Genomic DNA, 19486 nt, shown 5'->3' with positions numbered 1-19486 from the left:
ATGTTTATTAGCTGAACCTCATACAGGGACACGTTTTTTTAAACATATTTGTATCAGTTAAATAAGTTTTAAATGTTAAAATTTTCTTTTCGCGGGCAGGTATTTGCCGGTTTTGTTATATCCATTATATTGGTTTTGGTGGTAGGGGTATTGGCCTATTTAAGCATCCGCCAATTAGAGGAGGATAACATAATGGTCGACCATACCGAAAATGTTATAAAATCATCAAATAGTTTATTGCAGCACATGATAGATGCTGAAACGGGTACCCGTGGTTATGGAGCAACCGGAGAAAAAACATTCCTTGATCCATATAACGAAGCATTGCCGCATATTGACGGAGATTTGCAGGAACTACGAACCCTGACCAAAGATAACCACGCCCAACAAAAACGGCTCGATTCATTAATTTCTTTGGTCGCCGCCCAGCGTAACATTTTAAAAGAAAATATTGAAACCCGCGATAGCAAAGGGCTTGAATATATGGTTGCAAATAACATATTTGTTAAAGGCAATCAAAATATGGATATGATACGCAAGCTTGTTGCCCGTGTTATTGATAATGAAAACAAATTGCTTAATGTTCGTAAAAACAAAACAGAAAATGCCTCGGATCTCACCGTTATCATCATTGTTTGCGGTTCGGTGATATTCCTGGTCATTATCGTGTTTTTATTTTTTTACATACTATCTGCTTTTGATCAGCAGAAAAAAATTGAGGCTGAGATTAACGTAACCAATATTGAGCTGGCCAAAGTACTTGCCGAAAACGAAGCAAAAAACTGGCTACTCATCGGCACGGGTACCCTTAACGAAAAAATGCAGGGTCAGCAAAGTGAAAAAGAGTTAGCTAAAAGCATACTGGCCGAAGTTTGCAGGCATAGCAAAGCTGCTGCGGGTACATTTTATTTATATGATGAAAGAGAGCAACGACTTGACCTGTACGCCTCATACGCTTTTCATAATCCCGAGCTGTTAAAAAAATCTGTTAAGCTCTCGGAAGGATGGCTGGGCCAGGTTGCCGAGGATGAAAAGGCCGCTGTTGTAAAAGGAAAACTAAACGACAGGCTTGAGCTCTCATCATCGGTAGTGAAAGAACTTTTAACCGAAACATTTATTGTTCCCTTCTTTTTTGATAAAAAGCTGAAGGGGGTTATGGAGATAGCCTTTAGTGGCGAGTTGGCCAGTCGTGATCGTGATTATATCCTTACCATAGCAAATGATATTGGTGTAGCTGTTAATACTGCACAGGCGCGTACCATTATGCACGATCTTTTTGAGGAAACCCAGCAGCAGGCCGAAGAACTGGAAGCACAACAGGAAGAGATGCGTGTTACCAACGAAGAGCTGGTGAACAAAACAGAAATGTTGCAGGCATCAGAAGAAGAGTTACGCGTACAACAGGAGGAGCTACGTACCATAAACGCTGAGCTTGAAGAAAAAGCCAGCTTGCTGGAAGAAAAGAACCAGGCCATTGAAGAAGCCCGCGCGGCCATCAACCTCAAAGTTGAGGAACTGGAAACAACGGGTAAATATAAATCGGAGTTTTTGGCCAATATGAGCCACGAACTGCGTACCCCGCTAAACAGTATATTGGTACTGGCCCGCATCCTGAGGGATAATAAACCAAATAACCTTTCGGAAGACCAGGTTAAATACGCCAGTGTGATATTTAATGCCGGTAATGATCTGCTTACTTTGATCAACGATATACTCGACCTATCGAAGATTGAATCGGGTAAGCTTGAAATGCAAAATGAGGATATCCGGATTACCGAAATTCTGGGCGATATGGAAATGCTGTTTACAGAGGTTGCCAGCCACAAAAAAATCAACTTTACAACCAATATAGCCAAAAATTTACCGGCAACCCTGTTTACCGATAAGGTAAGAGTTGAACAGGTTATTAAAAACCTGCTCTCGAACGCGTTTAAGTTCACGCCCGAAAACGGATCAATATCCATCACGGTAAACCCAGGTGCGAAAGATAAAACCGTCAGCTTTGCCATAAAAGATTCGGGCATTGGTATCCCTGTAGAAAAACAGCGCCTCATATTTGAGGCCTTTCAACAGGCCGATGGTTCAACCAGCCGTAAATACGGTGGCACAGGTTTAGGACTTTCTATAAGTCGTGAGCTAACTTTTTTACTTGGCGGCAGCATAACGCTCAATAGTGAGCCTGGCCTGGGCAGTGAATTTGTACTCACCATACCTTTTGAAGCCAAAATAGTACCGATAGTTGATGATGACCTGTTAACAACTACTCCAACTTTTAAAACCGAAAGTAACTTTTTAAAACCATCTGAGGCTGTAGTAAAAGAACATAACCACGATCCATTGGTGGTAATTGTGGAGGACGATAAAAACTTTGCCAGTATTTTGCAGGATTATGCCCGCGATCATGGATACAAATCAATTATGGTTCATGAAGGCAGCCGCGCCGTTGAAACTGTAAAAGAGGCTAAGCCTAACGCCGTAATATTGGATATTATGCTGCCGGGTAAAGATGGCTGGCAAATATTAAAAGAGTTAAAAGCCGATGAAGCCACTATGCATATCCCTGTGCACCTGATGTCGGCTGGTGAGGCTGCAGCTCACCGCGTGCGTAATGAAGGCGCTATCAGCTTTCTCAAGAAGCCTATCAGTACCGAAACACTGGATAAGCTGTTTACAGATATTATGCTGCACAATGGTACCAGGTTTACACAGATATTGCTTGTGGAAGACCATAAAGCCCAAAGCCAGGCCCTGAAGGAAATGATGCAAAGCCAGGATATTACTGTTGACCAGGCTTTTGATGGCGAGTCGGCATTCAGGATGCTGCACGAGAATGAATACCAATGCGTTATCCTGGATCTTAACCTGCCCGATATTTCTGGTCTCGACCTGCTGGATAGGATCAAGGAGGTTGACCGCTTTGCCTCATTGCCTGTAATAGTTAATACGGCTATGGAGCTTGATAAGGCATCGGTTAACCGGCTGATGCAGTATGCTAATGCGATGGTCGTTAAAACCAATAAATCTGCCGACAGGCTTATTGATGAAGTTAACCTGTTTTTGAATAAGATCAGCGAAACCGTTAGCCAGGCAGCAATACCCCTGGCAAAACCAAAATTACCAACCAAGGGAAAAGAAGCTATCAAGGGTAAAAAAGTGCTGATAGTTGATGACGATATGCGTAATATATTTGCCTTAAGCAGCGCCCTGCAAGGCTATGATTTGGTTGTGGAAATAGCCAATGATGGCGAAGAAGCTATTGCCAAACTTGAAGAAGTACCTGGTATTGATATTGTACTCATGGATATCATGATGCCAAAAATGGATGGATACGAGGCTACAAAATATATTCGTAAGCAAAACAAGTGGGCTAAATTACCCGTAATAGCTTTAACTGCAAAAGCAATGAAAGATGATCGCGAAAAGTGTATAGCAGCCGGGGCCAATGATTACATTACAAAACCGGTTGATATGGACAGGTTGATTTCATTAATGCAATTATGGCTTGAAAGTTAATTTATGACCGATACTGCTGTTATTATATCACATCCTCAAATAACCGAACTGATTGACCTGGTAAAAAGGGTTCACGGTTTTGATTTTTCGGGGTATACCAAAGCCTCCTTAAAACGAAGGGTCACCAGGATCATGCAGCTTAAAAAAATAAGCTTTTATGATTTGAAACACATATTGGTGAATGATCAGCCCTTTTTTCAGGAGTTTTTGGAGGAGATAACGGTTAACGTTACCGAGATGTTTCGCGACCCTGCTTTTTACAAAGCTGTAAACAACCAGGTTGTGCCTTATCTGTCAACCTATCAGCATTCAAAAATATGGGTTGCAGGCTGTTCAACCGGCGAGGAAGTGTATTCGCTGGCTATATTAATGCGCGAGGCCGGTTTAAGCACAAAAACGTTCATTTATGGCACGGATATTAACACCGAGGTATTAAAGGAGGCCCGCAAGGGTATTTATAGCCTGCGCAATATAAAAAGCTATGCCGAAAATTACCAGCTTTCCGGTTTAAAGGGTTCAATATCAGATCATTTTACTATCCTGTATGATGCTGCGTCGATACACAATGAGTTAAAACAAAATACGCTGTTTTCCGTACACAATTTGGTGTCGGATGGCGTATTTAACGAGTTTCAGCTTATTAGCTGCCGTAACGTATTCATCTACTTTGAAACCGAACTGCAGGAGCGCATACTGGAGCTTTTTTATAAAAGTTTATGCCCGCTGGGTTATTTATGCCTGGGCAGTAAAGAAACTATACGCTCGGATGCTTTTAAAAAGAAGTTTAAAGTAATTAATCAAAAAGAAAACATCTATCAAAAAGTTGGGGCCTGATAAAAATTTACTTGATTGCTGGAAGTCTGCCGAAATACTACTATTAGGGGGCTCTGCCGGTTCATTTAAATTACTGTTCCAAATAGTTAAATTATTTCCGTCCAACCTTAATAAAGCCGTAATTATAATAATTCACAGGAAAAAAAATTATTTCAGTGAAATTGAAAAGCTGTTTGCCGAAAATAGTCGTATTTTAATGCGTGAAATTGCAGATAAGGACGTTCTTAACAAGAATACTATCTATATTGCGCCCGCAAATTACCACACCCTTATCGAAAAAGAAGGTACATTCAGTCTTGATGTTTCTGAGGCTGTTTGGTACTCAAAACCATCAATTGATGTATCTTTTGAAAGCTTTGCAGAGGTTTACAAAGAGCATTGTATTGCCATTTTGTTATCTGGTGCAAACCAGGATGGGGCCGAGGGTTTATTAAAGTTAAGGAATAGCGGAGCAACAACTATAGCACAGCATCCGGAAGACGCGGAAATGGACGAAATGCCACAGGCAGCAATTAATATTGGAGCTGCCGAATATATATTACGAACAGAAGAGATTTTTAAATTATTGAGCACATAGTAATTCACCATACATTAATTAATATTACATGCCCCCTGTAAATATTCTTATTGTTGATGACAGAGAAGAAAACATAATAGCGCTTGAGGCCTTATTAAAACGTGATGACATTCGCATTTTTTCTACAACATCCCCAAATGAAGCCCTTAAAATAGCCTGGGAAACCAACATTGCCATAGCATTGGTTGACGTTCAGATGCCCGAAATGGATGGCTTTGAACTTGTAGAAATGCTGAAATCAAACCCGCGTACCAAAGATATCATGGTGATTTTTGTTACCGCTATATCAAAGGAAACCAAATACGCAGTTAAGGGCCTGGGTACAGGTGCGGTTGATTACCTGTACAAGCCGCTCGATCCTTATATTACCTCGGCCAAGGTTGATTCATTTGTACAGCTTGCCCGTACACAAGCCGAAATTAAGCAGATGAACGTTGAACTGCAGAATTTCTCGGTGGTTGTGAAAAACTCGGCCGATATTATCTGCTCTGTTGATGTGCAAAGCCTTCGGATAGAAAATATTAATCCGGCGGTTGAGTCCATTATGGGTTTTAAGCCGGCAGAATTGCTGGGTAAAAGTATTATAAACCTGGCTATTGAGGAGCACCAGCCCGACTTGCGTAAAAAGCTGGGTGAGATCATCAAGGATAACCTTAATTTTTCTGCTTTTGAATGCCGGTTTGAAAGATTTGATAAACGGGTGATCTGGGTGGAGTGCCGTGCATCCTACCACAACAAAACTATCTTTATCAACATAAGCGATATATCGCCTCAAAAGAGTTACCAGGAGCAGCTGATAAAATCAAAAGAACAGGCAGAATATACCAAAAAGGTTAAAGAAACCTTTTTAGCCAATATGAGCCATGAATTGCGTACACCTGTTAATGGTATTATTGGCATAACCGGCATGTTGCTTAAAACCAATATTGATGAACAGCAGAAAGGCATGCTCGACCTGTTGGAAATATCGTCAAAATCGCTTTTAGGGGTTATAAATGATGTATTGGATATTTCAAAGATAGAGGCCGGCAAGTTCAGCATTGTCCGTTCTGCAAATAATGTTTATGACATTGTTAAGGCGGTATTTGACCTGTTGCAGTTTAGGGCTAATGAAGGCAATATTGAATTTTTATTGGAAATTGACCCCGATGTGCCCGCCAATTTGATAGTGGATTCGTTAAGGCTTAACCAGATTCTGATGAACCTTTTGAGCAATGCCATTAAATTTACCGAAAGAGGATATGTGAAGTTAAAAGTATCGGTATTGCAAAGGGATAACGATAGGGTGAAAATAAAATATAGTGTTGAAGATACCGGTATAGGGATTCCATCAGATAAATTGACCAAAGTATTTGAGTTATTTGAGCAGGCCGAAGCCAATACCGTAAGCAAATATGGTGGTACCGGGCTTGGTCTGGCTATTGTGAAAAAACTGGTAGAGCTTAAGGATGGCGAACTTACTGTGAGCAGCCAGGTAGGTAAAGGAAGCACGTTCAGTTTTATAAACTGGCATACTGTTGCTGCAAAACCTGTTGATAAAAGCGCGTCAAAACCGGGTAAGACGCTTAGTCCGTTCCTGAATATTAGTGTACTGGTTGCCGAAGATAATATGGTGAACCAGTTTATGCTATCCAAAATGTTAAAGGATTGGAAGGTTGATGTAGATATGGTAGATAACGGCCGCAAAGTGCTTGATAAACTGGCTGCCAAACATTATGATATTATTTTGATGGATACCCACATGCCCGAAATGAATGGCTATGATGCAGCTAAAAACATTCGTGTTGATTTTGTGGAACCTAAAAGAAGCATACCAATTATATCACTTTCGGCAGCATCATTTGGGGCCGAGCAACAGGAAGCCATAACCGCAGGGATGAATGATGTGCTTTCAAAACCTTTCCTGCCCGACCAATTGCACGAAAAAATGAGCCGCTTACTTTATAAGCATACTGATAGATTAAAAGTTTAGTCGTGTTTGTCCAACACCCATAATGCGGGCCTCATGCTCAAGCAGCCATTGCTTGCGCCAAAGGCCCCCTGCATAGCCTGTTAAACTGCCATCAGAACCTATAACCCGGTGGCAGGGAACTACTATCCATAAGTTATTTTTTCCGTTGGCGGCAGCAATAGCCCTTATGGCCAACGGGTTTTTCATTTGGTTTGATAGCTGTGCGTAGCTCATGGTTGCGCCGTAACCAATCTGCAATAAATTCTCCCACACCTCCTGCTGAAAAGCAGTGCCCGGTTGCTTTATCGGCAAATCGAATGTTTTCCTTTTACCTGCAAAATACTCTTCCAGCTGGTTTATAGCCAGTTGTAAAAGCGGGGTTGAGGCAGGGGTAATTTCATATTCTTCATCCCTTATAGAGATTGCCGAAATAAAATCATCATCCTGGGTAATTCGGGTTATACCAACCGGCGTACGGTAATAAGCTATGGGCATTGGTTTGTAATTGTATTCAAACTTAAGGGAAGTTATACATTCAACCAAATGCATATCCATCACTAACATCAAATTATTACCTTTGCCGCATGAAGCTTGTTAACGAAACCATCCATCTGCTCAAAAAGGAAATTTTGCTGGAATGGCGTTCAAAATATGCTTTTAACGGGATTTTGCTTTACGTTGTATCAACTGTATTTGTTTGTTACATCTCCTTTAACCTGTCGCCGGGTTTCAGCGGCAGCAGCAGCTATCCGCTGGTATGGAACGTGCTTTTCTGGATCATTATGTTATTTGCATCGGTTAACGCCATTGCCAAAAGCTTTATGCAGGAAAGCAAGAACCGACTGCTGTATTATTATTCCATCGCCAGTCCGCAGGCTATCATCCTATCAAAAACTATTTACAACATTCTGCTGATGTCATTGATCAGCTTCCTGGCATTGCTGGTATATAAAATATTTTTTGTTAAGCCCCTTGGCGATCCTTTATTTTACTTCCTGGCTGTTTTTATAGGGAGCATCAGCTTTTCTACCGTGTTTACCATGATATCGGCCATTGCTTCAAAGGCGGGCAATAATGGAACCTTGATGGCCATACTAAGCTTCCCTGTTATTATACCGGTAATACTTATCCTTATTCGCTTAAGCAAAAGCGCTATGGATGGGGTCGACAGGAGTTTTAGCTATGGTAACATGGGTGTTTTATTTGCCATAAACGCCATCGTGATAGCAACTGCACTATTGCTTTTTCCTTATTTGTGGCGCGATTAAACAACAGGAAATAAGCAGCTTACGGGGTGTTTAAAATTGATTTTAGCTATTATCTGACTAATATTTCAGGCTTAATGTACTGAATCTCCGTAAAGACTTCATGGAGGTGATTAAAATCAGCATCAGTTGTTACCAGCCTCAGGCCAAGTAATGCCGCTGTTGCTGCGATCCAAAGATCATTCTTGCCCATATTTCTTGGGGTGACGAAAGAATAGTCCGGGTATGAGGGATTTTTGCATTGGGAGAAAGCGTCGATTTCTGCATAGGTATCCGCCAGGCTTTCGTTGATCTCGATAATAATAACTTCATCCAAAACGGTATTGATAACCTGCCATTTCCTTGCGCCCCATTTGTTTTGTAAGGCAATAGATTTTAATTCAGCAATAGAAGTAATGGAGATGAAAATTTTCTGCTTATCAGGGTTGATGATTTGGGTTAACAGCCGCAGGCTTGGGTCTTTGGCCAGGTGGATTAAAATATTAGTATCAAGCAACAGGTTCATTTGCTTTCTTTCAGCGTTTCTAATGCCAGCCGGGCTTCTTCTTGTGTAAGAAAGGCATTTTCAGGCAGTTTTTTTAAACGTTCACTTATTGCCTGCGGGCTCTTGCCCATTTTGTTGGCAAAGGCAGTTGCGCCTCCGGCAGCCATGATTTCAGCAATGGAATAAGATTTATGCCCGGAAAATGAATGCTGTGTTTCTCCTGATGTTTTGATGTTTCTTTTACCCATTTTACCCAAATACTTTTATGAATCAAATTTACAAAATATTTATCCCAAAGTAAACAGCCCAAGCCACTTTACATTTCAAGTAAAAAGGTGAAAATCAAAATTCAAAAGATTTGGTCTGCCGAAAAGTCATTTTTCAGCACCCGCATCACGAACCCCGCTCCCCGCACCACATCCCGCACCACCCCCCCCCCAGTGTAAAAATCTTATATTAACAAATAAATACTTCGGCAATTCATGTTGCGTTCATAAAAAATGTGTTTTTTAGTAGCTTGAAAATTAAATTTCAGTATTTTTAATTGATGCGGCCAATCCGGATAGTCCTTATAGTCTTTATTTTATTAAGCCCGTTTTTGGGTTTGGCGCAAAATGCAACTATTACCGGCAGGGTGGTGCATGGCGAAAGTAAAGCACCGGTGGCAAATGCCAGCGTGTTTTTGAGCAATGCCACTTACGGCACTTCCAGCGCCGAGGATGGTACGTTTACGCTTGCTGGTGTTAAGCCGGGGCAGTACGAACTGGTGGTTACCGTGGTTGGTTATGAAGATTATTCGCAAACCATACAGGTAGGGCATGAGCCCGTGAAGCTTGATATTTCGCTCACCCAAAAGGTACTGATGCTGCGCGAAGTAGTGATAAGCAGCAATGCCGACTGGAAGAAAAATTATGAACAATTTAAACGGGAATTTATAGGTACTACAGAAAACTCGAAACTGTGTAAAGTGCTTAACCCCCACATTTTAAACCTGATATACCATCGCAATAAGCAGCAGTTAGAAGCCGAGGGAGAGGAGTTTTTGGTGGTAGAGAACCGCGCGTTGGGCTATCGTACTAAATTTTTGCTGAAGAACTTCGTGAGCGATGCCATTGAACACACCATTCAATATGCAGGTAAAGCCCTTTTTGAAGAGCTGCCCGGATCGGCAGAACAAAAGCGGCTGTGGAAGTTAAAGCGTGAGGCGGCTTATTATGGCTCGGCGCAGCATTTTTACCGGTCGTTATATAAAGACAGGTTGAAGGAAGAAGGATTTGAGGCTCATGATTTTACCCGGGCGCTTAACAGGGAACGCCCACCAGAGGCGCTCATCCAGCAAAAAATAAAAAGGTTCAGGGAGCTGAACCGCGATTCGCTCATGTACTGGTACAAGCTAAGTAACTACACCAAGTGGAATGATGAGAACGTGGTAAAGATCCCCTATCAATCTATCGAGATCCTGCGCAAAACACCGCAGCCTGGTATTTATGCCATTACATTCCCGCATTTTTTGTATGTAGTATATACCAAAAAGCACGAGCTTACCGAATTTAAGGACGTGTACCGCCCGCTGGATATGGAAAACTTTGAAACCAGCATTATAACCCTCTACACCAGCTACGCGCTGTTTGATATGAATGGTATCGTGATATCAAACCCAAGCCCGCTGTATGAAGGCACATGGTCAAAAGCCAAACTGGCCGACCTGTTGCCGGTTGACTATGAGCCGGGGGATTAATCTTTAGTATCGGGTAGTTAGTATCAAGTATCAAGACGGGTGCAATGATTAATGACCATGCAGCGTAATGTCAAGAAGTATAATGATACGAAGTAAATGAAATTAATTACCTTTGCCCATCTAAATAATATGAAGTTTATTTATCAAACATGGTGGAAGGTATTAGCCGTAATTGTGGTTATTTATACCCTCATTGCGGGCTTATTACTTGGGGTACCAACAATGCCTATCCTGCACGAAACTATCCGGAATACTTATTTTCATGTGCCTATGTGGATGGCGATGTTTTCGGTGTTTACCATATCGGTTTATTACAGTATTAAATACCTGCAAACGGATAAAGAAGAGTACGATCTGATAGCTGTAGAAAGCGCCAATACCGGCCTGTTCTTTTTTGCCATAGGCTTGCTTACCGGCATGCTTTGGGCCAAATACACCTGGGGCGATTTTTGGAGCAACGATCCTAAACAAAACAGCGCTGCCATAGCTTTCCTGCTGTATTGTGCTTACTCGGTATTACGTAATTCTATTGATGAAGAACAAAAACGGGCTAAGATCTCGGCTATCTATAACATCTTTGCTTTCCCTATCATGATTGTTTTGATTATGGTGCTGCCGCGGATGACAGATTCTTTACACCCCGGTAATGGCGGTAACCCTGCGTTTGGTAAACTGGATATGGACAACCGCATGCGTATTGTATTATATCCGGCCTTTATTGCCTGGAGTTTTATTGGGATATGGATAGCATCTATACGTTACCGGATCCGTTTAATTGAATATAAAAAGAACCAAATAAATTAATGAAGAAGTTAACACTATTGTTAATGCTGGTATTTAGTTTTGTAAGTGTATTTGCTCAACAAAACCAACCGGTTGAAATGGCCGATGTTTTACGCAGTTCGGGGAAAATATACGTCGTTGTGGCTACAATTGTAATAGTTTTTATCGGATTGGCGATTTATATGTTCTCGATCGACAGAAGATTAAAAAAAATCGAAAAAGACAATTAGTCTAAAAAATTTGTCTGTTGGGTTTAAACATGGTTTTTGTAATACTTTTTAAGGTGTATCTGACACACTAACTATAATATATTTGCAATATTGATAAAAATTGTACCAAATTTGCTCACTTTTTTAAGAGTTTAATATTATACAATTAATTATGGATACCAATATTTTAGTTGCCAACCAGGAAACCCACTTTTTTGGCGACGTATGTAAAAACTTTGATTATGCAGCGCAGTTTACAAAACATGATGCTGGTTTGCTCGATCAGATAAAATCATGTAACAGTGTTTACCGTTTCCGTTTCCCTATCCGCAGGGGTAATGGTTTCGAAGTAATTGACGCATGGCGTGTAGAGCACTCGCATCATCAATCGCCAACAAAAGGCGGTATTCGTTACAGCGAAATGGTGAACGAGGACGAGGTAATGGCCCTTGCCGCGCTCATGACCTACAAATGCGCCATTGTAAACGTGCCATTCGGCGGCGCCAAAGGCGGTATTAAAATAAACCCTAAAAATTACACGGTAAGCGAGCTGGAAAACATTACACGCCGTTATACAGTAGAATTGATCAAGAAAAACTTTATTGGTCCCAGTATTGACGTGCCTGCCCCTGATTATGGATCGGGCGAGCGCGAAATGAGCTGGATTGCCGATACGTATGCCACTATGAATCCTGGCCAACTGGATGCCATGGGTGCTGTTACCGGTAAACCAATTGCACTGCATGGTATTGCGGGCAGGAGGGAAGCAACCGGGCGTGGTGTGGCTATTGCCATTCGCGAGTGTGTAAGTTTTGGCGAAGATATGCGTAAGATAGGTTTGTTGCCGGGTATCTCGGGTAAAAGGATTATTGTACAGGGCTTGGGTAACGTAGGATACTATTCGGCTAAATTTTTGGCCGAGTTTGGCGGAATTATAGTTGGGCTGTGCGAGTTTGAAGGCGCTATTTACAACGAAGACGGATTGGATGTGGAGACTGTATTTCAGCACCGTAAAGCAACCGGGTCCATCTTAGGCTATGCGGGTGCGGCACAGGAATTTACCAACACTATGGAAGGCCTGGAACAGCCATGCGATATCCTGGTGCCCGCAGCTTTAGAGAACCAGATAACCGAATACAACATCCGCAACATACAGGCTAAAATAATTGCCGAAGGTGCAAACGGACCAACCTCGCCAGAGGCCGAAGCTATTTTTTATGCCAATGGCGGTATCGTGATCCCGGATATGTATGCCAACGCAGGCGGGGTAACGGTATCCTATTTTGAGTGGTTAAAAAACCTTAGTCACGTGGCATTTGGCCGTATGAACCGCAGGTTTGAAGAAAATTCAAACCTTAACCTGGTGAACATGGTTGAGGGCATTACAGGTACTTCATTAACCGCAATGCAAAGGTCAACCATTATCAAAGGTGCATCCGAGCTGGAACTGGTAAACTCCGGGTTAGAAGATACTATGATCCGTTCATACCATGAAATCAGGGAGACCTATATAAGCAATCCTAAAATAGATACTTTACGTAGCGCGGCCATGATTGGCGCTATTAACAAGATCGCAGTATCGTACCAGAATCTGGGTATCTGGCCGTAAAAAAAAATAATTTATATAGAAGAGGCAGATTTAATTGAATTTGCCTCTTTTGTTTTACATTGCTTTGCATTGACACAACGGGAAACAAAAACTCAGAATGATTAAATTTTAAGTAAGGGAGAGCTGGTTATTCTTAAAGATCAGAATCTGAAAGTTTGAGAAAGGGTGGGTGCAGATGCCGAATTGGCGTTCTATTGGCTCCGGGAGAAAATTTAAATAGTCAAAAATCTCTTTAAGCCATTATGCCCGAAGAGATTTTTGTTTGCGGTGTAAATGTAAGGCAGCAAATATCCCTGCTATAACAACCAATGCAATTACCCAGGTATCAAGCGGGCAGTTATTTTCAAAAGGATCGGCATCATTACAGGGAAGATCCTGGGCTTTGCCAATTATCGGGGCCGCTATAAAAAATAAAGCGATTAATAAACGATAAACTATATTCAGCCCACTCTCACAATTTCTCATTATTGAAAATTATATTATTTTTTTACAAATTTAGCTTTTCCTAACGAACTGCCGCCATTACTCTTCAATTCTACTATATATACACCGGGTTTAAATTGCGACACATTTTCGCTCCAGTTGTTATTTTCAGATGTTTTTTGCATCACCAGGGTGCCGCTTGCATCATAAACGTTTAGTTTATAGCTTGATGCAGCACTGGTTGTATTGCCATAGGTAACTTTTACATTTAAGGTTTCAATAGTTGGATTAGGGTACAGGCTAAACATACCCGCGTTGCCGCTTTTATCAAAGTATATATTTACCGGGCCCGAATACGTGATATTGCCAAACAGGTCAACCTGTTTTAAGCGGTATATATTGTTACCTGTATTGGGTGTTTTATCGGTGTATTTATAAATGGTACCCCCGTTGCTTTGTGTTTGATATACGGGCGAATAACTTGTTCCGCCTGCCAGCTGTTTTTCAAGCGTAAAGAAATAATTGGGTCCTTCGTTGTAGGCCCGCCAGGTTACCAATATTCCATCGGTTGATTTTTGGGCAGTAAAAGTAGCCAGCTGATATTTTGGACCAGGTATTTGCTGAATGGAAAGCACAAAGCGGTTGCCTCCGAAAGAAGAGGTATCTGCATTGGTTATATTGAAATTATATTCACCATACTTTCCTATATCCAGTGAATCTTTTTTGAAATTGTCGGTCAGGTTTATTTTGTATTTGGTTAAATCAATATTTTGTACATCCGGCATTTTTAAAGTGTACATGCCATCTGTTGTTGATCTTACATAAAGTTTTACTTTTTTGCCGGCGCCAATCTCGTTTAATGAATTAATCCCGGTACGCACACCATCGGCTGTATAGCTTGACATAAATACTTTTGGTGCTAAGCCATCCATGTCATATGCATCATTTTTGTCATACCCATCCTGCCAATCCTTATTAAAAGCTATAGCGCACCAATCATTTAAAGTACTGTCTTTTTCTAATTTTAAATGCAAAATCCCGGATGCGTTTTCGGATGAAACCTGGGCTAAAGAAGCAGAAGCATCAACGACGTTAAAACTTGTGCCATTTGAAGCCAGTACTTCCTTTGATTTTGGGGATGACATTAACAGCGGCGGTGTTGTTGAAGTACCTATGTTAACATATTTTTTGATATCTTCTTTAAATGTTACCGATTGTCCTGTAGCAGTGGCTTGTATGAAAAATCCCTGCCCGCTTGCAATATATTGGGTGAAAAGGGTGGGGTCGGAGGATACCTGCGTACTGGCATTATAGTAAGCAAAAGTTTGGTTAGCCCCAAGGCTTTTTACTGTAGCAAAATTAACCCAGCCCTGTGCGCTGTTATCTAAATAAAGCTGCCTTAGGTCTATGGTACATGGGTAAGGGTTTCCTACTAAATTATACCCTTTTTTTCCGCTCGCTACAGTTTCTGGTCCGGCATAGGAAAGGGTTGATGCACTTGTATTCCAAAATTTATAGGTAATATCTGTTTGGTTGATAGTGCCAACAGCAGTAATTATTGTGTTTTCGGGAGTGCGGCTTGATGAAGTGGTCGTACTGGTAGTATTGCCTATAAAGTAAAGCATAAAACCGGTGGTTACCGGGATAGAAGCAAAGGAAGCTGATGTTGTAGTGCCGGTTAAGGTTTTTACCGTTGCGCCGCTAATAGCAGCAATCCCGATAGTTTTTCCACCTGTAAAAGTTGAATTGTTTGTGGCTAACGTTTCATTGTAAATGTACATGGTTGGCGTGGCATTGGTTACGCTAAATCCATTGGTTGTACCCGATGGCCCCCCTGTTAAGGCACCCGGGACATTAACTGTTCCGGTAACAGCGTTGCCATTGGTGATGGTTATAGCCGATCCGCTTGCATTAATATTTGCAAGGCTCATATTGCCGATCCCCGATCCGTTTAAATTGCCTATAGTGTTTGAACTGCTGTTAACCGGCAACGATAATAAGCGATAACCGCGGTTGCCCGACCCTCCGGATATATACCGCTGTACATTATAACTACCGGTAAATTGATTATTAAGCCCGGCGGTTGACGAGGAAGTTGTACCCGATTGCCCGATAGATGCAGAGCCATATTGGTCAGACTCTAATGTGAAAGCCCCCGAATTGGCTGAAATACAGTTAGGTGAGCTCCTTGTATTTTTAAACGTAATATTTGAAGTTGATCCTAAGTTAAAGGTAGCGCCGCTATTGTTGGTAATAGTAAATGAGGTGTTGGTACCTGTAGTGATCTGGCATGATGAATTACTTATCCCCGCATTGAAAATACCACTGTTGGTTAGAAAAGATGACGAGGTGCCATCATTAAAAGTCATTACTGATCCTCCTTTTACTGTAAATAAAGCGGAACTATTATTGGTAATACCACAGCCTGTAGAAAACGCCATGGCACTGCCGCTTATCACCACACTGCCGGGGCTTGTATTTGTCCATGAATTTGTATTCCCCGTAAAATTCATATCAGATGAAGTAACCGTTACCGAGCCTGTATTTGCAAAGGTTTTACCGTTACCCGKGAAATTAAATGTTGAAGCAGAGAGTAAAGATATACTGCCGGTGCTTGAATTGGTAATGCCAACCCCGTTAGAGTTTGTACCCATATTAAGCGGGGAAGCTGTAGCACTTATAGTACCTGTATTTGTGAGCGTAGTACCGTATGATATGGTAAGTGGTGAATTAATTAAGATTATTTTACCGCTCGAGTTGTTGTTTATAGCAGAGAATGAGTTTCCACTCCATAATATCGGAGCATTGGTGGCATTAATAGTTCCTGAATTTGTTAATGGGCCGCCGTTAGCCGATATCGTAAACAATGTTGTTGTATTACCCGTTGGTCCATTTAAATTAATAATTCCCGGAAAAGCGGCACTTACATAGGTATTATTAAATGTAAAATTGTAATCATAAATATTTAATGTGGAAAGAACATTTGACGCTGATGGGTTTATGGTAATTGTACCAGTATTGGTAAACGATGTTCCATTAGCTTCCATGGATACACTTGAATAAGTTGTGATGGTGCCAGAATTATTAAAGTTTATAGCGGAATTAAGATTAAATGGGAATGCCGTAGCTGTAATTACCCCTGCATTAGTAAAAGTTCCCCCAAATCCAGGTTCTGCCAAACTACCCGATGTTAGGTTCATGGTTACACCAGAGCCAACGGAAAGAGTGCCGCCACCTCCAATTGTAACTGTTCCAGTTATGTTTACGGTACCCGGATTAGTCGCGGTAAAAGTTAAAGAAGAAAAAGAAGATGTTCCATTTCCGATTGTAAGAGTCGGTGAACCACCTGACGCGTTATTAACAAATGTTACAGTTGCAGTATTCATTGTTGCCGCCCCGGTAATATTAATTAGCGTTGCCCCGGCTGTAAGGGTATATGAGCCACTAAAAACTAAACTGGCTGCTTTAACAGTTGAGGTTCCTGTTATTGTGGCACTGCCGCTAATAGTTATTGCCCCGGTTAAAGTTAACGTGGAGCTTGCGGTTAATGTAACAGTTTTACTATTTGATATGGTTAAACTGGCGCAAGTTATGCTCGTATTAACGGTTGGTTGCTGTGAACCAGTAAATACGTTTATAAAAAGAATAGGGACTCCAATGTAAGCATCATCAGAAGTAGTTGATGGATAACCAGGGGTAAGGCCCAAAGTAGAAAGATTATACCAATTACTTGTATTGGTCCAGCTTGTGTTACCACCGTTCCCGGTCCAATAATATGCATCGGCTTTTGACTCGAAATTAAATGCGGTCATCAACCCTAAAACTATAAAACAAAAAAGTAAACGTGTTTTCAAATGAGTGGGGTTTAATTGGACTTTTGCAAAAATGATGCTAATGAAATTTTACCTCTAAAAATACATAAATTATTAACAATAAAGCTATTTAAATGTAAATACGGCAATTAAATGTGTGAAAAATTATAATATTTGTAATTTTGATATTTCCTAAAAGTTATTATTGTTTACCCATAGTGGGGAATTATTTCCTTGTAAAAAACTATATTTTTGACGGTTTCGCATCTATTAAAAATTGAGCGTATTAGTTACTTAAATTAATTGGAAGGTTAATGGTAAAAGGAGGAGGCGAAACGGATTAGAAGGAGGAAAAATTAGTAAAACAGGAGGGAGGAAAAGGCTTTGTGATGTTCAATGGTGGGTTTGTACGCCCCATTCGGGCTCTGTATTTCCCTTCCGGTGCTATTAAGTGACCTGGGTTTTCAGGCGAAAGTGAATGAAAGATGTGGCAACTATATGCTAAAAGTATCGTTATGATTTTTAACTTTTTTGTTCTCCGGAGTATCTATAAACTATCCAACTATCCTTCCATTATCTAACTGCAATACCTTATTAACACTATTTGGTATTTCGTGCTGGTAGTGGGTTACATAAATAAGGGTTACGTTGCTGAGGCTGCAAATAGTATCAATCAGTTTTTTAAAATGAAGTTGCTGATGATCGTCCATACCCTGGCAGGGTTCATCAAAAATTAGTAACGAGGGATTTTTTATCAACGCGCGGGCCAGCAGGCATAAACGCTGGGCACTGGCCGGTATGTTTTTTAACAGGTGACGTGCGTGCTGATCAATTTCCAGTGCTTTCATCCAGCGGAAGGCTACGTCGGCCCGTTCCTTGTTACTTGGCCTGAACAAGCCAAGTGTATCATAATATCCCGATTCAATTACCTGGAGACAGCTGTTATCAGTAGGGAAGTATTGGTGAAGCTCGGGCGACACAAAACCTATCTTCTTCTTTATATCCCAGATGCTTTCGCCGGTGCCCCGCTTTTTATCAAAAAGAATAATACTGTTTGCATAGGCCTGCGGGTTATCGCCATTAATTAAACTCAACAGTGTTGATTTGCCTGCTCCGTTGGGCCCAAGCAAGGCCCATCTGTCGCCGGTTTTAATTTCCCAGTTTACATTGTTCAGTATTACTTTATTGCCATACTGAATATGCACGTTTTCCATTTTCACAATTTGGTTGTATGCAATGGCGGGCTTATTAATGTTAAGTAGCGCACTAAGTTCGGTGATGTCTATATTATCAGGAACTTCCTGGTTAAACACGCTGGGATCAAAATCAGCCCTGGCGGTTTCATGGATAATAGCACCATTATTTAAAACAGCAACATGTGTAATAACTTCGGGGATTTCGTGTATCGATGTAGCAATAATGAGATTGATACCGGATGAGGTAATCTGCTCAATAACGCCGTTAAACTCTTGCCGGGTTTTTACATCAAGCCCGGTTAGCGGGTTATCCAATAATAACAATATCGGGTTTTTTAGCAAGGCTGCTGCCAGCATAAGGCGTTTGGTTTCGCCGTTTGAAAGTTTTATTAATTGTTTATCGCGCAGTTGCTGCAGGTTGAGCAGGTTAAGCACTTTGTCGGGTGTCCACCAGGTGTTGACGTGGGGTGTACTATTAACCAGCAATAAATAATCATCAACACTCAAAGCATCTTCCGAATCGGAGGAATTATAGCGTTGCTGATAATAAAAATCGGTAGTATTTGATAAATTATGGAAGTGATGCCTGGGTTCAACAAGGGCTATCAGTTTTGTTTTAATACTGATACCATCGGCAGCCGCTAACTTGTGTAAAAACTCATCTTCAAAATGCCAGGTAACGCTGCCGCCTGTAATATTGAAGCGCCCGGCTATGGTTTGCAGTAATGCGCTTTTGCCCGAGCCACTCGGGCCTATAAGTGCCCAGTTCTCGCCTTTATTTATTTTGAAGTTAAGATCCCTGAACAAAGTACTGCTCAAAAGTCTTACTGTCGCGTTATTTATAGAAAAAAGTAATTTACCCATTGCCTGTTCAGTAGCGGGCAAAATTAATCATCTGTCGGTAAAAGTCTTCACACTAAGATTTCTTTACTTAACACATTTTTTTATTGAGGATTTAACAGTGTATATTCTGCTATACATTGCTTAACAGGGTTATAACAAAGTTTAGCCTGTTTATTTAGCGATGAGGTATCCGGCCCTGAACAAAAGCGTTTATAAAAAAAAGGCCTGATTGTTGTATTTATTCATGCA

16 protein-coding genes are annotated in these 19486 nt (G+C 41.1%); 10 read left to right on the top strand and 6 right to left on the bottom strand.

What is annotated here, in order from left to right; genetic code table 11:
• Positions 1–72: 72 nt before the first annotated feature.
• The 4 genes from AC1DO4_RS09745 to AC1DO4_RS09730 are packed head-to-tail and all read left to right on the top strand — an operon-like array spanning position 73 to position 6896.
• Positions 73–3513: a response regulator gene (locus tag AC1DO4_RS09745; RefSeq protein ID WP_477415257.1), complete on the top strand. Its 3441-nt coding sequence runs from the start codon at positions 73–75 to the stop codon at positions 3511–3513.
• A gap of 3 nt (positions 3514–3516) precedes the next feature.
• Positions 3517–4347 carry a CheR family methyltransferase gene (locus AC1DO4_RS09740; RefSeq protein WP_477415255.1) on the top strand — a complete coding sequence of 277 codons (831 nt, stop codon included), beginning with the start codon at positions 3517–3519 and terminating at the stop codon, positions 4345–4347.
• Positions 4337–4924 (top strand): chemotaxis protein CheB, encoded by a 588-nt coding sequence (locus AC1DO4_RS09735; RefSeq protein ID WP_477415253.1) that lies wholly within the window; start codon positions 4337–4339, stop codon positions 4922–4924. Before AC1DO4_RS09740 ends, AC1DO4_RS09735 begins: the two co-directional genes overlap by 11 nt.
• Positions 4925–4952: 28 nt before the next feature.
• The gene (locus tag AC1DO4_RS09730) at positions 4953–6896 is read left to right on the top strand and encodes a hybrid sensor histidine kinase/response regulator (RefSeq protein ID WP_477415250.1); all 1944 of its coding nucleotides are present in this window, start codon (positions 4953–4955) and stop codon (positions 6894–6896) included.
• On the opposite strand, the gene AC1DO4_RS09725 is transcribed toward AC1DO4_RS09730, so the two are convergent.
• Entirely contained in the window at positions 6885–7370 is a 486-nt protein-coding gene (locus AC1DO4_RS09725; RefSeq protein ID WP_477415248.1) for a methylated-DNA--[protein]-cysteine S-methyltransferase, read from the bottom strand. The two genes, AC1DO4_RS09730 and AC1DO4_RS09725, sit on opposite strands and share 12 nt — an antisense overlap.
• Positions 7371–7459: 89 nt before the next feature.
• Here AC1DO4_RS09725 and AC1DO4_RS09720 point away from each other — a divergent pair, with 89 nt between their 5' ends.
• Positions 7460–8143: a heme exporter protein CcmB gene (locus AC1DO4_RS09720; RefSeq protein ID WP_477405362.1), complete on the top strand. Its 684-nt coding sequence runs from the start codon at positions 7460–7462 to the stop codon at positions 8141–8143.
• Positions 8144–8192: 49 nt separating this feature from the next.
• Here AC1DO4_RS09720 and AC1DO4_RS09715 read toward each other — a convergent pair whose 3' ends face one another.
• Together AC1DO4_RS09715 and AC1DO4_RS09710 are read right to left on the bottom strand one after the other, a co-directional pair.
• Positions 8193–8645: a type II toxin-antitoxin system VapC family toxin gene (locus tag AC1DO4_RS09715; RefSeq protein ID WP_477415246.1), complete on the bottom strand. Its 453-nt coding sequence runs from the start codon at positions 8643–8645 to the stop codon at positions 8193–8195.
• Complete coding sequence (locus tag AC1DO4_RS09710; RefSeq protein ID WP_477415244.1) at positions 8642–8872, bottom strand: hypothetical protein; 231 nt, start codon at positions 8870–8872, stop codon at positions 8642–8644. The genes AC1DO4_RS09715 and AC1DO4_RS09710 overlap by 4 nt, the downstream gene beginning before the upstream one ends.
• A 299-nt stretch (positions 8873–9171) precedes the next feature.
• Here AC1DO4_RS09710 and AC1DO4_RS09705 point away from each other — a divergent pair, with 299 nt between their 5' ends.
• The 4 genes from AC1DO4_RS09705 to AC1DO4_RS09690 all read left to right on the top strand — a co-directional run bounded on the left by AC1DO4_RS09705 (position 9172) and on the right by AC1DO4_RS09690 (position 12963).
• Positions 9172–10362 carry a carboxypeptidase-like regulatory domain-containing protein gene (locus AC1DO4_RS09705; protein WP_477415242.1) on the top strand — a complete coding sequence of 397 codons (1191 nt, stop codon included), beginning with the start codon at positions 9172–9174 and terminating at the stop codon, positions 10360–10362.
• Between the two features lie 129 nt (positions 10363–10491).
• Positions 10492–11166 carry a cytochrome c biogenesis protein CcsA gene (ccsA, locus tag AC1DO4_RS09700; RefSeq protein WP_477415240.1) on the top strand — a complete coding sequence of 225 codons (675 nt, stop codon included), beginning with the start codon at positions 10492–10494 and terminating at the stop codon, positions 11164–11166.
• Positions 11166–11375 carry a CcmD family protein gene (locus AC1DO4_RS09695; protein WP_477415238.1) on the top strand — a complete coding sequence of 70 codons (210 nt, stop codon included), beginning with the start codon at positions 11166–11168 and terminating at the stop codon, positions 11373–11375. Before ccsA ends, AC1DO4_RS09695 begins: the two co-directional genes overlap by 1 nt.
• 151 nt (positions 11376–11526) lie before the next feature.
• Complete coding sequence (locus AC1DO4_RS09690) at positions 11527–12963, top strand: Glu/Leu/Phe/Val family dehydrogenase (RefSeq protein ID WP_477415236.1); 1437 nt, start codon at positions 11527–11529, stop codon at positions 12961–12963.
• 240 nt (positions 12964–13203) lie between these two features.
• On the opposite strand, the gene AC1DO4_RS09685 is transcribed toward AC1DO4_RS09690, so the two are convergent.
• A complete protein-coding gene (locus AC1DO4_RS09685; protein ID WP_477415234.1) occupies positions 13204–13428 on the bottom strand; it encodes a hypothetical protein in 225 nt (74 codons plus the stop codon).
• A 14-nt stretch (positions 13429–13442) separates the two neighbouring features.
• Positions 13443–16433 carry a T9SS type A sorting domain-containing protein gene (locus AC1DO4_RS09680; protein WP_477415232.1) on the bottom strand — a complete coding sequence of 997 codons (2991 nt, stop codon included), beginning with the start codon at positions 16431–16433 and terminating at the stop codon, positions 13443–13445.
• A 22-nt stretch (positions 16434–16455) separates the two neighbouring features.
• On the opposite strand from AC1DO4_RS09680, the gene AC1DO4_RS09675 reads away from it, so the two are divergent.
• Positions 16456–17049: a hypothetical protein gene (locus tag AC1DO4_RS09675; protein WP_477415230.1), complete on the top strand. Its 594-nt coding sequence runs from the start codon at positions 16456–16458 to the stop codon at positions 17047–17049.
• A gap of 703 nt (positions 17050–17752) precedes the next feature.
• Here the strand turns inward: AC1DO4_RS09675 and AC1DO4_RS09670 are convergent.
• Positions 17753–19258 carry an ATP-binding cassette domain-containing protein gene (locus tag AC1DO4_RS09670; protein ID WP_477415228.1) on the bottom strand — a complete coding sequence of 502 codons (1506 nt, stop codon included), beginning with the start codon at positions 19256–19258 and terminating at the stop codon, positions 17753–17755.
• Positions 19259–19486: the final 228 nt, after the last annotated feature.

The organism is Mucilaginibacter sp. P5_A6 (assembly GCF_056400585.1).
This window is presented reverse-complemented; position numbering and strand designations above follow the sequence as displayed.

Bases quoted from the DNA above. Each gene is read 5' to 3' on its own strand.
- AC1DO4_RS09745 (WP_477415257.1), top strand. From the start codon at position 73: ATGTTAAAATTTTCTTTTCGCGGGCAGGTATTTGCCGGTTTTGTTATA.
- AC1DO4_RS09740 (WP_477415255.1), top strand. From the start codon at position 3,517: ATGACCGATACTGCTGTTATTATATCACATCCTCAAATAACCGAACTG.
- AC1DO4_RS09730 (WP_477415250.1), top strand. From the start codon at position 4,953: ATGCCCCCTGTAAATATTCTTATTGTTGATGACAGAGAAGAAAACATA.
- AC1DO4_RS09725 (WP_477415248.1), bottom strand. From the start codon at position 7,370: ATGCCCATAGCTTATTACCGTACGCCGGTTGGTATAACCCGAATTACC.
- AC1DO4_RS09720 (WP_477405362.1), top strand. From the start codon at position 7,460: ATGAAGCTTGTTAACGAAACCATCCATCTGCTCAAAAAGGAAATTTTG.
- AC1DO4_RS09715 (WP_477415246.1), bottom strand. From the start codon at position 8,645: ATGAACCTGTTGCTTGATACTAATATTTTAATCCACCTGGCCAAAGAC.
- AC1DO4_RS09710 (WP_477415244.1), bottom strand. From the start codon at position 8,872: ATGGGTAAAAGAAACATCAAAACATCAGGAGAAACACAGCATTCATTT.
- AC1DO4_RS09705 (WP_477415242.1), top strand. From the start codon at position 9,172: ATGCGGCCAATCCGGATAGTCCTTATAGTCTTTATTTTATTAAGCCCG.
- ccsA (WP_477415240.1), top strand. From the start codon at position 10,492: ATGAAGTTTATTTATCAAACATGGTGGAAGGTATTAGCCGTAATTGTG.
- AC1DO4_RS09695 (WP_477415238.1), top strand. From the start codon at position 11,166: ATGAAGAAGTTAACACTATTGTTAATGCTGGTATTTAGTTTTGTAAGT.
- AC1DO4_RS09690 (WP_477415236.1), top strand. From the start codon at position 11,527: ATGGATACCAATATTTTAGTTGCCAACCAGGAAACCCACTTTTTTGGC.
- AC1DO4_RS09685 (WP_477415234.1), bottom strand. From the start codon at position 13,428: ATGAGAAATTGTGAGAGTGGGCTGAATATAGTTTATCGTTTATTAATC.
- AC1DO4_RS09675 (WP_477415230.1), top strand. From the start codon at position 16,456: ATGGTGCCAGAATTATTAAAGTTTATAGCGGAATTAAGATTAAATGGG.
- AC1DO4_RS09670 (WP_477415228.1), bottom strand. From the start codon at position 19,258: ATGGGTAAATTACTTTTTTCTATAAATAACGCGACAGTAAGACTTTTG.